At 48.8% G+C, this 16,397-nt stretch carries 13 protein-coding genes; 6 read left to right on the top strand and 7 right to left on the bottom strand.

The features are described 5' to 3' along the window. Positions 1 to 534 (top strand): PstS family phosphate ABC transporter substrate-binding protein (locus AC6R1O_RS19515; RefSeq protein WP_500657654.1); only part of this gene is annotated, 534 nt, incomplete at its 5' end. Between the two features lie 89 nt (positions 535 to 623). Here the strand turns inward: AC6R1O_RS19515 and ppx are convergent. Next, entirely contained in the window at positions 624 to 2,123 is a 1,500-nt protein-coding gene (gene ppx, locus AC6R1O_RS19510; RefSeq protein WP_500631516.1) for an exopolyphosphatase, read from the bottom strand. Continuing rightward, on the bottom strand, positions 2,098 to 4,209 hold the full coding sequence (ppk1, locus tag AC6R1O_RS19505) for a polyphosphate kinase 1 (RefSeq protein WP_500627008.1): 2,112 nt from the start codon (positions 4,207 to 4,209) through the stop codon (positions 2,098 to 2,100). Before ppk1 ends, ppx begins: the two co-directional genes overlap by 26 nt. 209 nt (positions 4,210 to 4,418) lie before the next feature. On the opposite strand from ppk1, the gene AC6R1O_RS19500 reads away from it, so the two are divergent. Genes AC6R1O_RS19500 through phoU form a run of 4 tightly spaced genes read left to right on the top strand, consistent with a single transcriptional unit; the run spans position 4,419 to position 9,885 of the window. Continuing rightward, on the top strand, positions 4,419 to 6,632 hold the full coding sequence (locus tag AC6R1O_RS19500; protein ID WP_500633737.1) for an ABC transporter permease subunit: 2,214 nt from the start codon (positions 4,419 to 4,421) through the stop codon (positions 6,630 to 6,632). A 29-nt stretch (positions 6,633 to 6,661) separates the two neighbouring features. After that, entirely contained in the window at positions 6,662 to 8,326 is a 1,665-nt protein-coding gene (pstA, locus tag AC6R1O_RS19495) for a phosphate ABC transporter permease PstA (protein WP_500631514.1), read from the top strand. Positions 8,327 to 8,328: 2 nt separating this feature from the next. Continuing rightward, on the top strand, positions 8,329 to 9,147 hold the full coding sequence (pstB, locus tag AC6R1O_RS19490; RefSeq protein WP_334551352.1) for a phosphate ABC transporter ATP-binding protein PstB: 819 nt from the start codon (positions 8,329 to 8,331) through the stop codon (positions 9,145 to 9,147). A gap of 24 nt (positions 9,148 to 9,171) precedes the next feature. Continuing rightward, positions 9,172 to 9,885, top strand: coding sequence for a phosphate signaling complex protein PhoU (phoU, locus tag AC6R1O_RS19485; RefSeq protein ID WP_487901695.1), 714 nt, complete (start codon positions 9,172 to 9,174; stop codon positions 9,883 to 9,885). Here the strand turns inward: phoU and ppk2 are convergent. The 5 genes from ppk2 to AC6R1O_RS19460 form a co-directional block, all read right to left on the bottom strand. Then, the gene (ppk2, locus tag AC6R1O_RS19480; protein ID WP_500633739.1) at positions 9,882 to 10,664 is read right to left on the bottom strand and encodes a polyphosphate kinase 2; all 783 of its coding nucleotides are present in this window, start codon (positions 10,662 to 10,664) and stop codon (positions 9,882 to 9,884) included. The genes phoU and ppk2 overlap by 4 nt on opposite strands. A 36-nt stretch (positions 10,665 to 10,700) precedes the next feature. Next, positions 10,701 to 11,531 carry a copper homeostasis protein CutC gene (locus AC6R1O_RS19475; RefSeq protein ID WP_500633740.1) on the bottom strand — a complete coding sequence of 277 codons (831 nt, stop codon included), beginning with the start codon at positions 11,529 to 11,531 and terminating at the stop codon, positions 10,701 to 10,703. A 202-nt stretch (positions 11,532 to 11,733) separates the two neighbouring features. Next, the gene (locus tag AC6R1O_RS19470; RefSeq protein WP_334551342.1) at positions 11,734 to 12,039 is read right to left on the bottom strand and encodes a YebG family protein; all 306 of its coding nucleotides are present in this window, start codon (positions 12,037 to 12,039) and stop codon (positions 11,734 to 11,736) included. A 103-nt stretch (positions 12,040 to 12,142) separates the two neighbouring features. Then, complete coding sequence (locus AC6R1O_RS19465) at positions 12,143 to 13,033, bottom strand: LysR substrate-binding domain-containing protein (protein ID WP_500633741.1); 891 nt, start codon at positions 13,031 to 13,033, stop codon at positions 12,143 to 12,145. A 64-nt stretch (positions 13,034 to 13,097) separates the two neighbouring features. Then, positions 13,098 to 14,969, bottom strand: coding sequence for a sigma-54-dependent Fis family transcriptional regulator (locus AC6R1O_RS19460; protein ID WP_500633742.1), 1,872 nt, complete (start codon positions 14,967 to 14,969; stop codon positions 13,098 to 13,100). 336 nt (positions 14,970 to 15,305) lie between these two features. Between AC6R1O_RS19460 and AC6R1O_RS19455 the strand changes: the two genes are divergently transcribed. After that, positions 15,306 to 16,397 carry an ABC transporter ATP-binding protein gene (locus tag AC6R1O_RS19455; protein ID WP_487901690.1) on the top strand — a complete coding sequence of 364 codons (1,092 nt, stop codon included), beginning with the start codon at positions 15,306 to 15,308 and terminating at the stop codon, positions 16,395 to 16,397.

The following is a 16,397-nucleotide window of genomic DNA, read 5'->3' as shown; positions in this document are numbered from 1 at the left end:
ACCTTACGCTGTGGCGGTACGGAGAGTATCGAGTTTTGGACTCAACTAGGGCTTGACTACCAATGGGCAAAGCGTGCGATTCAAATGTTTGGTCGTAACTCGGTCTCCGGTACGTACGGCTATTTTAAAAACAACGCCTTATGTGGCGGTGACTTTAAAAATAACGTTAATGAGCAGCCGGGCTCGGCATCGGTTGTTCAATCGGTATCCTCGGCGATCAATACGATTGGCTACTCTGGCGTGGGCTATCAAGTCTCAGGTGTGAAGCTGCTGCCGATTGCCAAAGAGGGTGAAGATTACATTGCGCCGAGTTATCAAAATATTTTGACTGGTCGCTATCCTTTGTCGCGCTACCTGTATGTGTACGTCAACAAGCATCCTGACAAACCGCTGCCTCCTATCGAGCGAGAGTTCATTCGCTTTATTTACTCCAAACAGGGGCAAGCTTTGGTGAGCAAAGATGGTTATGTCCCTCTATCGCCTGAAATCGCGCAGCAGGAACTAGAAAAAGTCGGCCTTTCTCTACGTAATTAAAATGACGAAGACGTTGTCATCATAAGGTTAAACAAACGCCGCGTTCACTTGTAACGCGGCGTTTTTTCGTTTGATGATAGAGGCTGAGTCTAAAAGGTCAGTTCCCAGCCCACATTGTTCCAGTATTCTTGCTCGCAAAGCAGATCGGCATGGAGCAGTTTGTTGTGTTCCAACCACTGGGCTTCATCACAGTTCAAGGTCCAACTGTCGCCATCGACTTTCAGTGTCAGGGCTGGCAGAGGGTCATCGTTACGCTGACCGTTGAGCAAGATGGCGAGGCGCAGAATACGAATTAAACTGATGACGTGCTTTTTCTTAAACAGCGAAAACTCTTCCATTTCATTGAGCTTTAACGCTTTGCGCTGAAAGCGCGCTAACATGGCGAGAATGGTTTGCTGCTCTCGGTTAAAGCCGGGCATGTAGGTATGCTTGAGAATGTAAGCCGAATGGCGGTGGAAGGCTTGTAAGCTGATGCTAAGCCCTACTTCATGCAATAACGCGCTCCATTCGAGCAAATCAAACAGCTCAGAGTGTTTGTTAATGCCAAGCGCTTGGTGGGTTTGATCCAAAAACTCGCGGGCATGGCCTTTGACTTTGGCCGCATGCTCTAGATCGACCAGATGTTTACTGGCAAGGTTTTCCGTGGTGCGCATGCGGATGTCGGAGCGCTTAAAGCGCGATTCCATTTCGTAGAGTAAGCCTTCTCGCAGTGCGCCCTCTGAAAAGTGCATTTCGTTGATTTTGAAATCTTTGAAAATGGCGGCAAGGATCGCCACACCCGCCGCAAACACAGGCTGACGTTCCGGTGTGAGGCCGGTGAGGTTGATGTCATCAATCGTCTCCCACTCACAAAGCCTATCGATGACCTTATCGAGTCGTTTGCTGTCGATAATACCATCTTCAAAGCCCATTCCGACCAGTACATCACGAATGGCCTTAATGGTCCCTGAGGAGCCAAACGCGACTTCCCAACCTTTTTTGCGATATTGATGGGCAATGGACTCCAACTTTTGCTCCGCCGCTAAGGTCGCTTTGGCAAAGTTCTTCTTCGACAGTTTGTTGTTTTTGAAATAGTGCTTGGTAAAGCTGACGCACCCCATCTGTTTACTGTTAACTAGATGCGGTTCGAAGCCTTGCCCTATGATCATTTCGGTACTGCCACCGCCAATGTCTACCACCAATTTGGAGTCAGACGCCGGTTGCGTGTGGGCAACCCCCAGATAAATTAGGCGTGCTTCTTCAATGCCGGGGATGATCTCGATGGGAAAGGGCAGCACGTCACGGGCTCGCTGCAAAAAGATATGCGCGTTGTTGGCTTGACGTAGGGTGTGCGTTGCGGCGATACGCACATTGCTCTCCTCAAACCCTTGCAGTCGCTCAGCGAAGATGGTCAAACATTCTAAGCCACGTTCAATGGCGGCGTTGTCTAAATTTTTTTGTGCATCTAACCCAGCTGCGAGACGGACTCGCTGCTTGTGTCGACTTACCAGTTGCAAGTCTTGGTCTACAACTTTGGCGACCACCATGTGGAAGCTGTTTGAGCCAAGGTCAATCGCGGCAACATCACGAATTTCCGGTGTTTGGGTCATGAGTGATTGAAAGCTCTTTCTGTTTCTTTGTCTGTTTTTCTACATTCTTAAGATAGTCGTAAATGGCAATCTGTGAGCGAATTTTCTTTCGGTTTCCGCGTGGCACATAGGTATTGCTCATCTCTTTGTCTATCCACCTCGCCTTTACTGTATCGGTAAAGTGGATGTTGATGATATCGATAATGCGCTGTTTAAGACGTTCGTCACGCACTGGAGCACCGACTTCGATCCGATAGTCGATATTCCGTGTCATCCAATCTGCCGACGAGATATACACTTTGGGGTCACCATCATTGTGCGTGATAAGAACACGCGGGTGTTCCAAGAATCGGTCGACAATGCTGATGATTTTGATGTTGTCGCTTACGCCATCAATACCCGGTACCAAGGAGCACATGCCACGAATGATCATCTTTATCTCTACGCCAGCGCTGCTCGCGCCGTAGAGTTTATTTGCCAGTCCGCGATCGACTAGGTTATTGACTTTAAGAGTAATGGCGGCCTTTTTACCCTCTTTCGCATTGGCAATTTCTGCGTCGATGAGGCGATAGAGCTGCTTGCGAGAGTTTTGTGGTGAGACAATTAGGTGATTGAAGCGCACCGGACGATACGGGTTCTCAATGTAGCCAAACACATTGCGCACTTCGTTGGTGAGCTCAGGGTCTGCGGTGAGAAGCGAGAAGTCCGTATAGATACGGGCGGTTTTTTCATGGAAGTTGCCGGTGCCGATGTGCGCATAGCGGACGATGTCGTCATCTTCGCGGCGTGTAATCAAGAGCAATTTAGAGTGGATTTTTAATCCGGGCGCGCCAAAAATAACATGCACGCCGGCTTCGGTCAGAATCCGCGACCACTCAATGTTGGCTTCTTCATCAAATCGAGCCTGAAGCTCTACAATCACTGTGACACTTTTGCCATTGTGCACCGCATCGATAATCGAGTTCATCAGGCGCGAATCTTTGGCAACGCGATAAATATTGATCTTGATGCTCAGTACTTTCGGGTCGAACGATGCCTGCCTCACCATTTCGCTGATGTGCTCAAAGGTGTGATAGGGGTAATAGAGCAAGATATCTTGCGCTTTGATGGCATCAAAGGCGTTGGCATACCCGTCGAAATCAGCACATTTCATCGGCGGTAATGGTTTGTTTTCGAGGTAGTCACGGCCCACATTGGGAAAACCAATAAAGTCTTTAAAGTTGTGGTAGCGACCACCTGGGATCAAACTGTCGTAGTTGGATATTTTCAGCTTATCGCACAGAAAACTCAGCATTTCGGTCGGCATGTCACGTTCATAGACAAAGCGAACCGGCATCGCGGTTAAGCGCTGACTGACCCCCTCAGACATTTGCTCAAGAAGGCTGTGCTCGACTTCGTGACTGAGGTCGTATTCGGCGTCACGCGTCATTTTCATCGCGTAGCCGTTTAGCTCGTCATACTCAAAAAAGCCACTGAAGAGTTCATCCAAACAGTATCGGATGATGTTATCGAGAAGAATGATGGTTTTGCGCCGTTTGCCTTTTTGTTCTGGCACCATGACAAAGCGAGGCAAGTGGTCGGTGGGGATCTCTATCAAGGCATATTGATTGTGTTCGCCTTTGCGTAAGTCGACAGCGATGTAGGCGTATTCATCTTTTAGGAATTGCAGCACATCGATGTCGTCACGCATCAAAAGCGGGGTGATATGCGGAACCACTTCATTGCGAAAATATTTTTTTATCCACTTTTGTTGTGCGTCACTGAGCTGAGTTTCGTTGACTAAAAAAATCCGCCGACGCGCCATTTCGCGGATCAGCTCAGAGTAGAGCTCATCAAATTTATCATTCAGTTTGAGCGCTTTGCTCTGCATTTTACTCAGCAGGTGTTTGGGGTTGTCACTGCCTCCACGCTCTTGATTGATTAAAATTCGACGTTTGACATCGGAAAATCGAACTTTATAAAACTCGTCCAAGTTGTTGGAAAATATGCCTAAAAATCGAATTCTTTCGATGAGTGGCACTTCTTTATCTGCCGCTTCTTGGAGTACGCGTTCATTAAACGACAGCCAACTTAGCTCTTTTTCGATATACAGTTTTTCAGCACTCATAACCCAACCTTTGCAACGTGCCTTCTCTAAGGGGCGCTATAGAGTAAGGACTTAATAAGACCAAACTGGTAGCCAAGCTAAGATCTTTATATGACATTTTTATTGCAGGTTTTTATTACACTACTTTCAGTTGCTTAATGTGAGCTGTAATATAATTGTCACCTAATGGAAATATTATACACTTGGGTTAATTTAGGTAAGTGGGATAGATGGCTAAAGGCGATTTTTCGTTACGAGAACGTGACAGAAAACGACTTATTAAAGATAGAATCGTAAAACTGGCTGTCTCTGCGGGGGGCGTCGGCGTGCTTGCGGCGCTGGTGCTGATCTTTGTTTATCTGGCCATGATGGTCTTGCCTCTGTTTTCTGACGCCAAGATCACGCCCAATTTGGCGACTAAAACGATAGATGAGCACTCTATCGTTGCGCTGGGCGTCGATGACTATGGTCACTCCGCTTATACCTTATCTTCTCTTGGTACACTCAAGTTTTGGGCGCTCAATGATGAGCGCCGCTCCGCGATTTATCACTATGATTTAGGGGCGCAGCACACCTTGTTTGCCTCTGGTCTTGGTGTAAACCCTTGGCATGCGATGGCGACGCCATCAGGGCAAGTGAAGCTCTTTCGCCCTGAATTAAGCAGCAGGTTGGCAAACGGTGAGCGAGTACTCACCCCAAGTGTCGATGTGGTTACGCCGCCGCTGGATTTGCTCCTCGGTGAGTCAGCCACTGACGCTCAGTTGCGCGCATTTGCTTTTGCAGACCGCGATGCCTTCACGCACGATACTTTCACTTTGGTCGGTTACTATGACGACAATCGCATCCGTGTCCGTTGGTTAGATTCCAATGAGGAACGCCAAGAATTTGAGTTCCCACAGCCTTTTATCGATTTAGATCAGCTATTGCTCACCCCCAATGGTGACACGCTATATTTGCGCAGCGCATCTGAGTTGGTCATTGCCACCAAACAGCGTCATGGGTTCTTGGTTCGTGAAGTGGTCGATTTAAGTGCAGGCAACGTCAAACATTCGGTAAGTGAGGTGCAGCTGTTAGCGGGCGCTTACTCTTTGTTGGTCAGCCACCAAGACGGCAAAGTGTCGCAGTGGTTTGATGTGCTCAAAGAGGGTGAGCGTCACTTGATGCCGATTCGAGAGTTTCAACTCGCACCGCAGTTACAATTGCTGCTGCCTGATACCTATCGCAAAGGCTTCTACAGTTTTTATACCAATGGCACGGTTCAAAGCCACTACACCACCAGTGAAAAGTTGGTGCTGTTTAACCGAGCCTTTGATAAAGCGCCCACCTTAGCCGCGATGTCCAACAATGAACAATATTTGTTGACCCAAAGTGGCGACCAGTTGTCTGTCTCGCATCTCGATAATCCATACCCCGAAATCTCGTTGTCCTCTCTGTGGCAAAAAGTGTGGTATGAAGGCTACCCAGAGCCTGAGTTTGTTTGGCAAACCACCTCAGCCAATGATGAGTTTGAAGCCAAATTCAGCTTGGTGCCGATCGCGTTTGGCACCATCAAAGCGGCATTGTTCGCCATGATGTTCGCGGTACCGATAGCGGTATTGGGCGCCATTTATACCGCTTATTTTATGACGCCAGCGATGCGCCGAGTCGTCAAGCCCTCTATCGAACTGATGGAGGCGCTACCGACGGTCATCATCGGCTTTCTGGCGGGCTTGTGGTTTGCACCGATTGTTGAGAACTATCTCGCGTCTGTGGTGGTGCTGTTGATCGCTTTGCCGCTGTCTACCGTATTGGCCGGGGCGCTGTGGCAAAGTCTACCCAAAATGTGGAAGCGTCACTTTGCCAATGGCTGGCATGCGGTAATTCTTATGCCGGTGATCATCTTGCTGACGGTGGTGGTGCTTTCTCACACTAGCGGTTTAGAAGATTGGTTGTTTGATGGCGATGTGCGTGCGTATTTGGCGCAGCACGGGATTGGTTTTGATCAGCGCAATGCTTTAGTGGTCGGGTTTGCGATGGGGTTTGCGGTGATCCCGACCATCTTTACCATTGCAGAAGACGCCATCTTCTCGGTACCGAAACACTTATCGGATGGGTCATTGGCCTTGGGTGCGACGCAGTGGCAAACCTTAGTACACGTGGTGTTGCTTACCGCCAGCCCGGGTATTTTTTCGGCCGTCATGATGGGGCTTGGCCGCGCCGTTGGTGAGACGATGATCGTGCTGATGGCCACCGGTAACACCCCGATCCTTGATTGGAACATATTGGAAGGAATGCGCACATTATCCGCGACGATCGCGGTTGAGATGCCGGAGTCGGAAGTGGGCAGTTCCCACTACCGATTGCTATTCCTAGCAGCGTTAATTTTGCTGATGTTTACTTTTGCAGTGAACTCGATAGCGGAGTGGGTGCGTCAGAGGTTAAGAGAGAAGTATCGTGCGTTGTAAGCGAGTCAAAACCGCTCAGGCGGTGAGCCATGATTAGTATAAAACCGGGTTATCAATGGCTGAAATCCGGCTCTCCTTGGATTTGGCTCACCGGCGGTGCGGTCAGCGTGAGCTTACTCTCGGTACTGGGCTTATTGCTGCTGATTGGTTGGAAAGGTCTCTCGTTTTTCTGGCCCTCTCCACTCTATCAATGGCAGACCTCTCAAGGTGAGGTGCTGGTGGGGCAACTCTACGCCACTGAATCGGTGCCCATTAATCATTTACAAGAGATGGCTATTGAATTGTCAGATGAGGTGGAAGAGCGAGGGTTGGTTGAGCGCTTGAGTATTAAAGTCGCCAACCGCGATCTCTATTCTGCCGATTTTGTGTCTGTACTTGAAACTGAGGTGTTAGATCGCACTACCCCTTCCGGGTGGGCGGTGATTGAGCGCACGCGCGGCGGTGATTTTTTTGGTCGACCCATCGCTTATCGACAAGCCGATGGCGAGATGAGCCAAAATGTGGATGTGGCGATTGGTCGTGGACTGGCGTTCGCGGAAGAGGTGCGGGGCAACATAGAGAATCTAGTCGAGAAGCAGATCAAAGTGCTCAGTGCGCAGGCAGATAAGCTACGCTTGGAGTATCGAAAGCGAGAACTCAACGGAAATTTGGACGATGCCTTTTTGCTGCGTTATCAACTGCAATCCCAAGGTTTTAGCCAGCAGTTGATGGCGATGGAAGCGAGGCTTGATGATTGGCGTGATGAGCTTGATCTTCAAGGACTGGTCGTGGTGGATATGCAGGGTACACAGGTGACGATTCCACTGCGTGAGATGTTAGATGTGTGGTATCCCAATGATATGTCTCTGCTCGAAAAACTTGGCCAGTGGTCGGTGCAAGCTTGGAAGTTTCTGACCGATGATCCCAGAGAGTCCAACTCGGAAGGGGGCGTATTTCCGGCTATGTTTGGTACCGTGTTGCTGGTGATCATCATGTCGATTATTGTTATGCCACTGGGCGTGATTGCGGCAGTCTACTTACATGAGTATGCGCACAACAACGCGTTTACTCGAGTGATTCGTGTGGCGGTGATCAACTTGGCTGGGGTGCCTTCGATCGTTTATGGTGTCTTTGGGTTAGGCTTTTTCGTCTATACCTTAGGTGGCTCGATTGACGCACTCTTCTATTCTGAAAAACTGCCCAGTCCGACGTTTGGAACGCCAGGGCTACTTTGGTCAGCGCTCACCTTGGCAGTATTGACCTTGCCTGTGGTCATCGTGGCCACTGAAGAGGGCTTAAGCCGCATCCCGAATTCGGTGCGTCACGGCTCTTTGGCATTAGGCGCGACGCAGTTTGAGACCATGTGGCGCATTGTTCTGCCGATGGCAAGCCCTGCGATTATTACCGGATTGATTCTTGCTGTTGCTCGCGCCGCGGGAGAAGTGGCGCCGCTGATGTTGGTCGGAGCGGTGAAGTTGGCCTCCAGTTTGCCCGTTGACAGCCAGTTTCCCTTTTTGCACCTTGAGCGCAAGTTTATGCATTTGGGCTTTCATATCTACGATGTCGGTTTTCAGACCACCAATATCGAAAGCGCGCGTCCCTTAGTGTACGCGACCTCTTTTTTATTGGTCACGGTCATCATCGGGCTCAACTTAACCGCCATCAGTATTCGCAATAATTTACGCGAAAAATATCGAACCTTTGGACAAGATTAAGCATGTTTTCAGTGAACCAAACCTTAGGCTACCGAGCGCCGCTAGATGTGCGTAACCTAAGCGATGAACAAACGGCGATCGAGATCGATGGCCTCAACTTGTTTTATCGTCACAAGCAAGCGCTGAGTGATATTTCAATGCGCATCCCTAAAGGTCAGGTGACGGCGTTCATCGGTCCATCGGGGTGCGGAAAGTCGACCTTGCTGCGCTGCATTAATCGTATGAACGACTTGGTCGAAGGCTGCCGCGTCGAAGGCAAAGTGAAACTGCATAAAAAAAACGTCTACCATCCGGGGGTCGATGTTGCGACGTTGCGCCGCCGAGTTGGGATGGTGTTTCAGCGTCCTAATCCTTTTCCCAAATCCATTTACGAAAACGTGGTGTATGGCTTGCGTCTGCAAGGCGTCAAAAACAGCCGAATTCTTGATGATGCGGTTGAACGTTCGCTTCGCGCCGCAGCATTATGGGACGAAGTGAAAGATCGCTTGCACGAAAATGCGTTTGGATTATCGGGTGGTCAGCAGCAGCGTTTGGTGATTGCGCGCGCGATTGCCATAGAGCCAGAGGTCCTTTTGCTCGATGAACCTACATCAGCACTTGATCCTATCTCCACTTTGACGATAGAAGAGCTGATCAATGACCTCAAAACCAAATATACTGTGGTGATTGTCACGCATAACATGCAGCAGGCGGCGCGGGTTAGCGATCACACTGCATTTATTCATATGGGGAAACTGATTGAGTACTCCGATACCGACTCAATCTTTACCTCACCAATGAAAAAGCAAACCGAAGATTACATCACCGGACGTTACGGATAATCAAAGAGGAGTCACACACAGTTTATGAATTTTGGTCGTCATATTTCAGGTCAGTTTAATGTCGAACTAGAGTCGATTCGTACCCATGTGCTTACCATGGGAGGCTTAGTTGAGCAGCAACTCTCTTTTGCTATGCAAGCGCTGCACAAAGAGGACATCGAATTGGCACGAAAAGTGGTACGTGACGATCATAAAGTGAACGCGATGGAGGTGTCGATTGATGAGGCGTGTACTCGGATCATCGCCAAGCGTCAGCCGACCGCAAAAGATCTTCGCCTGATAATGGCCATCATCAAAACCATTACCGATCTGGAGCGTATTGGCGACGTTGCCACCAAGATGGCTTATGTTGCGATTGAGAGTCCATCCTCTAAAGAGCGCCAATTTCAAGTTTCCCTCGAGCCTTTGTGTCGCCAAGCGATTACCATGCTTCATCAAGTGTTGGACGCGTTCGCTCGTATGGATGTCGATGCCGCCGCAGAAGTGTACAAGCTGGATGATAAGTTAGATGCCGAGTACGAAGCCGTGATTCGTCAGTTGATGACTTACATGATGGAAGACCCGAAAAACATCCCCAACATCCTGCAAGTGATGTGGTCTGCCCGGGCAATTGAACGTGTGGGTGACCGCTGCCAAAACATTTGTGAATACATCATTTACTTTGTCAAAGGCAAAGATGTTCGCCACTTGGGCGAACAAAGCATTGATGATGCGTTGAATTCTGGACCTAAGCGTTAATACTTCTCTGGGACAAACGTCTGGTCGTCCATCGGCTTACGAATATAGCCTTCTTTGTTGATGTCCGGTAAGACGATCTCTGGATAAGAGATTTCTTGATAGTCAATTTGGCTTAAGAGATGGCTGATGCAATTGAGGCGCGCGCGTTTTTTATCATCTGAAGGAACGACCCACCACGGCGATTGTTTGGTGTCTGTGTAGGCAAACATCTTATCCTTCGCTTCTGAATATTCCGCCCAGCGGTTGCGGGACTCAAGATCCATAGGCGAGAATTTCCAACGTTTGATGGGGGTATTGATACGACCAAGAAAGCGCTTTTCTTGTTCTTCGTCTGAGACGGAAAACCAGTACTTAATCAAGATGATGCCTGAGCGCTGCAACATGCGCTCGAATTCCGGACAAGAGTGGAGAAACTCTTCGTATTGCGCTTCGCTACAAAAGCCCATCACTTTTTCAACACCAGCGCGGTTATACCAACTGCGGTCAAACAGTACTATTTCGCCAGCGCTGGGTAAATGCGCGACATAGCGTTGAAAATACCACTGCGTTTTCTCTTTTTCTGTTGGGGCAGGGAGCGCTGTGACACGACACACGCGCGGATTGAGTTTTTCGGTGATGCGCTTAATCACGCCCCCTTTTCCAGCCGCGTCTCTGCCTTCAAAGATCACCACGACTTTCAGACCTTCTTGCTTTACCCACTCTTGCAACTTGACCAGTTCAATCTGCAAGCGTTCCAGTTCACTTTCGTAAAAGGCTTTATCAAGCCTGTTCTTTGCCATGGTGCATCCCTTTAAGCTTTTATTATTATCAATATGTTAGCACTTATTCGGGACAATAGTGTTTGAATGGGCACATTTTACCGCTTTGACCACTTGGGCAATCGCATCTGGATCCGTGACTGGGATCTGATAGTCATCAATCTCGCCCATCGCCGCTTGAGAGTGTGGGCGCATTAAGCTTGGGCGCAGGGTTTTTCCTGATAGGTGCAGCTCGGTCACGCCGGTCTGGTTGATGAGCTTGCGCGCGTTGCTGGCATTCACTCCCGCCCCCGCCATAATCACAATGCGCTCGCGCGCTTGGGTCACTAACTGTTTTAGCATCGAAACACCTTCAGGGGCTGTCAACGCAAGGCCAGAGGTTAAGACTCGCTCACAGCCTAACGAGATGATGGTTTCCAAGGCTTCACCGGGTTCTTGGCATTGATCAAACGCGCGATGGAAAGTCACACCCAACTGATGGGCGTGCGCGCGTTCGACGAGTTGTGAGGTCATGTGGGTGTCCACTTTCCCATCGGCAGTCAGAGCGCCAATTACGACGCCTTGCAGGCCACTTTGCGCGGCGGTGTCGATGTCGTGCAACATGCACTCTAAATCCTGTTCGCTGAAAATAAAGTCGCCTTGGCGAGGGCGAATCATGGCGTAAATAGGGATGCCTTTTGCGTTTGAATCTAAGTCTCTCTGGATACTTTCTTTCTGGGCAATATCTCTCAGGGCACGGTAACGGCCCGCCAGGCGCATCAATCCGGCACTGGGGGTGAGGCCGCCAAGCGCTAACGCGCTGCACAACTCAATTCGTGTCGCACCGCCCTTGAGGGCGTGATGAAGAGATTCAATGTGATCGATACAGACTTCAATGTGTGTGGTCATAGGTTCTGTTACCAAAGGGATTTACGTTATTGTAGCGAGAGAACGTGTTGGGTATTAGGGTAAAGTGCTGCAAGGATACTTTCCTTGTTTATGGGGGCCTTGTTTATGGGGATGCCCTGTTGGTGAGCATGGTATTTATGAGGATGTATAAAAAACAAAGCCCCTGCAATCGCAGAGGCTTGGTAACGATAAAGAGAGGGCATTACGCCGCGTCGTCTTGTTCTTCTGGGGTGTTTTCCGTGTCTACGGCCACCACTTTTTTCTTCTTCGGAGTGGGCTTGCGCTTTGCCCCTAATGCATAGAGCACTTCTTCTTTATTTTGCGCTAGGAACATCGCCAAATCTTCTTGCTTGGCTTCATCTTCCATCAGTTCACTTTTACCTAGAAGCTCGAAAAGCTCGTCCGCCATATCGAGCATTTTGTCATAGGCGTCCGCTTCCGCTTTAGAGGTAAAAGTCATTTTCTCTTCTCCGTTGCGTTCTACCACGTACTTGACGATTACAGCCATGGTTGGTCCTCTAACTTAAATTGATAGGTTTCATTACTGGCTGTTTATACAGGTTTGAGCCGCTTAAGTCTAGGTGTGCGTGCGCGCTATGAGAGACAGGTGCTTAATTTTTCCACTGCTGACAAAAAGCAATAAAGGATTTGAGTAGCGGGCTTTGATACTTTTCTTTGTGCACCAATAACCAAAAGCGGCGTGTCATATCGAGGGGCAGCGGCAACTCAATCACTCGGCCATCATTGATCGCCGGTTGTGCCGATAAGCGCGATAGACAGCCTAAACCTAAGTCAGCGGCGACACTGTTTATCAGGGCTTCGGTGGTATTGAGTTCAAATGATTCCTGCCATCGTTCTAATCGCGGCGCGATAACGCGCAGAAAGAACTCGCGAGAGCCAGACCCCGCCTCGCGCAGTACCCAGCGGCTGTGTTCCAGCTCATCCATTGCTACTCGTTCGTGACGCGCGAGCGGTGATGAGGGCGAACAAATAACGCACATCTCGTCGCGACTAAATGGGGTCGAGTTTAGAGCCGGATGAAGCGTTTTACCCTCAATCAAGGCGATATCCAGTTCATAGTCGACCAGCTTTTCACAGATCAAAGCGGAGTTGGAGATCAATAAGCTTTGCTGCTCATGGCCAGTTGTGTCACGAAAGGAGCGCAGGAGAAACGGTGCTACTTGATTGCCGATGGTATCGCTAGCGCCAATTCTCAGTTCGCCGCTTAACCCTTGAGTGTCATCAAACAGATGTTCAATATCTCTGGCTCGTTCTAACAGTTCATCGGCCATCGGCAGTAGTTTGATGCCCTCTTGATTGATCAGCAGACGGTTATTCACACGATCAAACAACGAGTGTCCAAGCTGTTTCTCAAGCTCTGACAAGGTCATGCTAACCGCCGCTTTGGAGAGATACAGCGCGTCAGCAGCGTGGGTGAGCGTGTCATACCGAGTGACAGCAAGGAACACCTTCAGTTGTTTCAGTGTGAGGTTTACAGCCATAGATTAGTGAGTAGAGGAACGGGACATTATCGTTAGTGTCACAGATAGCCAGTGGATGCGCAACCTAACGCAATCCTTCCTCTCGTAAGCGTTTATAGAGTGTATTGCGGCTGATATTAAGCGATTTAGCCGTAGCGGATACATTTCTACCATTTGCTTCATATACGTCTAGCCAATTTTCTGCCGGAGACTTGATGACGGAGAGGTGAGTGGTGACTTGCTCTCTCGCTTTTGGTTCTTTGTTGTCGACACACTCATTATTGCGTTTGAGATCGGCGAGGAAATCATCGGGTAAGTGCTCAACACTGATGCGTCCCCCCTCAGCCATGGCAGCTGCAATTTGGATGACGCTGACCATTTGACGAATGTTGCCTGGCCACGGATGGGCTTTAAACATCGCCAATACCTCCAAACTGAGAGTTGCTATAGAGTCTGATGGGGAGAACTGACGCAGCAACACCTTGATTAGCGCGTCTTTGTCGGTTCGCTCACGCAGAGGAGGGAGTGTTAAGTTGAGTCCTGTCACGCGATAATAGAGGTCTTGGCGAAAGTGTCCCTTGTCGACATCGAGCTTCAATTGTCGGTTTGTTGCGGAGACAAGTTTGAAATCTACTGGGTAAGCGGTTGTTGAGCCAAGAGGGGTAACTTTCCTTTCTTGCAACACGCGTAACAAACGTGCTTGAACATTGAGCGGCATGTCGCCCAGTTCATCAAGAAAAAGCGTGCCTTTGTTCGCTTTGCGAATCAGGCCGATGTAGCCTTTATTGCTCGCGCCAGTAAACGCGCCTTTCTCATACCCAAACAGCTCTGACTCTACCAGTTCCGCAGGAATCGCTGCGCAGTTTACCGCAATTAATGGTTGTGCCTGACGTTCACTTGAGCGATGGAGAGCGTTGACAAACACTTCCTTTCCGACGCCAGTTTCACCGTGAATTAATATGGGAATATCGGTATTTAAGATCCGCTCAGCGTGATTAATCGCTTTGGATAAACGAGGGTCACCGGTGTTGAGGCGTTTTAAGTCAATGTGCTTGTCGTTGGTTTGATGATCCGATTGTGTGGGCTTTAGACGGTAATCAAGGGCTCTAGCCTGCGGTTGCCTTGGCGGTGTGATGATGGCGAAAAAACGATGCCCAGTGTGGCTTGTTATCGATACAGGGGTGTATGCAGGGTGGGAAAGGAGTTTGTCGAGTTGAATATCAAACAGCTGATGAAGGTTCACCAGCGCGAGATCTTGACCGAGAACGACCTCGGCACGTCGATTCGCCGAAATTACAGTACCAGAACCATCAAACACTAAAATCGAAGACCATTGACTATCGATGTTTTCAGGAGAAGAGTTAAACCACAACATAAAGTGTTGCTGTTGAAAATGGCTCGTGATGAGTTGGTTTTCAATGGCTTGTGACATCAATTTAACCATACCCAACGTATGTGCCGTAGGCATGTAGGCGTCACTTGAAATCGATAATACCCCCGTCATTGTTCGTTGTGCATCGAAAATAGGTGCAGCGCTACCAGTCATAAAGCGATTGGATGTGAGGAAGTGCTCATCATGAAACACCTGTACAATTGAACCCGTTTCGAGTGCGGTTCCAATCGCATTGGTCCCGATTAAGCTTTCTTGCCAACTGACGCCATTTTCAAAGACGTGCGGCTGTCGCTGAGAGAAAAAACGTTGTTCCCCCCAACTGTTGAGTACGTGCCCTTGCGCGTTAGCTAGCGTAATTAAGCAATTACTATTGGCCAGGAGACTATCGTAAAACGGCAGAACTTTTTGTTGAGTGGTGGTGATAAGCCCTGAGTGTTCATCTTGAGCACGCGCGACCAACTGGTGGGACTGCTGTTCAATGATTGGAGCACTGCTATGACCTAGCCCGGCTTGTCTACAGCGTTGCCAAGACTCTTTGATAATGTGTTGATGTTCGTCGTTCATAGATTAGCCAAATAACAAGCGTAGATGAGATGTTTATTATTGTTTTTATTTCGAGTGAACATTAAATGTTCATAATTCGCTCAATAACCATACCATCAAGCTGAACATTTTGAACACGATCTGAACACATTTTGTTAACAAATGTGCGAGTGATCGCATCTCTGTTTTTACTGGTTAATGTTTTGTAATTTAATGAGTTGGGAAGCCATGGCAAGGTTTTTACTGAGTTTTTAATGATATTTGTTAAATAAATGTTTTAATTTTGTTTTGTTGGCACGTCTTTCGCAATTTGAGCACTAATGGATGCATAGTGCTCGAATTGAAAGGAGTCTTTTAGTGTCATTAACACTCGAACAAATCAACAAAATCGTCGACGGTGAAAGACATCTTAGCGATGTTAACCTGATCTTTGAACCGGGATCATTCAATGTACTGCTGGGCAGAACTCTAGCGGGTAAAACCTCTTTGATGAGGCTGATCGCTGGCCTAGATAAGCCAACCTCTGGCCGTGTACTCATGAATGGTATCGATGTGACGGGGATTTCGGTTCGTGAACGAAACATCTCGATGGTGTACCAGCAGTTCATCAATTACCCCAACTTAACGGTGTACGAGAATGTCGCGTCTCCGCTCCGCTTAGCGGGGATGTCTGATGATGAAATTGCGCAACGTGTCCATGAAACGGCCAAAATGTTGCGGATCACTGAGCATTTGAATAAGCACCCACTTGAGTTGTCTGGTGGCCAGCAGCAGCGTACTGCAATGGCCAGAGCGCTGGTGAAAGATGCCGATATCATTCTCTTCGATGAACCTTTGGTCAACCTTGATTACAAGTTGCGAGAAGAGTTACGCCAAGAGATGCGCGAGCTATTCAAAACACGCAACACGATTGCCATCTATGCCACAACGGAGCCGAATGAAGCGCTAGCATTAGGTGGAACCACCACGATATTGCATGAAGGCCGAGTGATTCAAGCGGGCCCGACATCTTCCGTATACCATCAACCAGACAACGTCGAGTCCGCGACTTTGTTCAGTGAGCCTCCTATCAATTTAATTGCAGGGGAGGTCAATACCAGCGAAGTGACCTTCGATCAAACGACGCATTTTCCACTCAATCATGTCTTAAGCAGCTTGAAGCCTGGCAAGTATTGCTTCGGTATTCGTCCGAGCCACTTAAGTCTGCTACCGAAAAATGATGACGATGTTGAGCTAACGGTTCAGGTTGAAGTCGCGGAAATCAGTGGTTCAGAAACGTTCCTTCATGTGCGAAACGCTCACTTAGACATGGTGCTTCACCTACCAGGTGTGCACAGCTATGACGTGGACGAAAGCATCAAGATCTATATTCCAATCCACAAATTCTACGTATTTGGTATGGATAACCACCTTATCCATGCCCCGAACCGTGATGTAAGAGGGCAATAA

This window comes from Vibrio sp. R11-SG3-ISO3-SZ (assembly GCF_059834345.1).
This window is presented reverse-complemented; position numbering and strand designations above follow the sequence as displayed.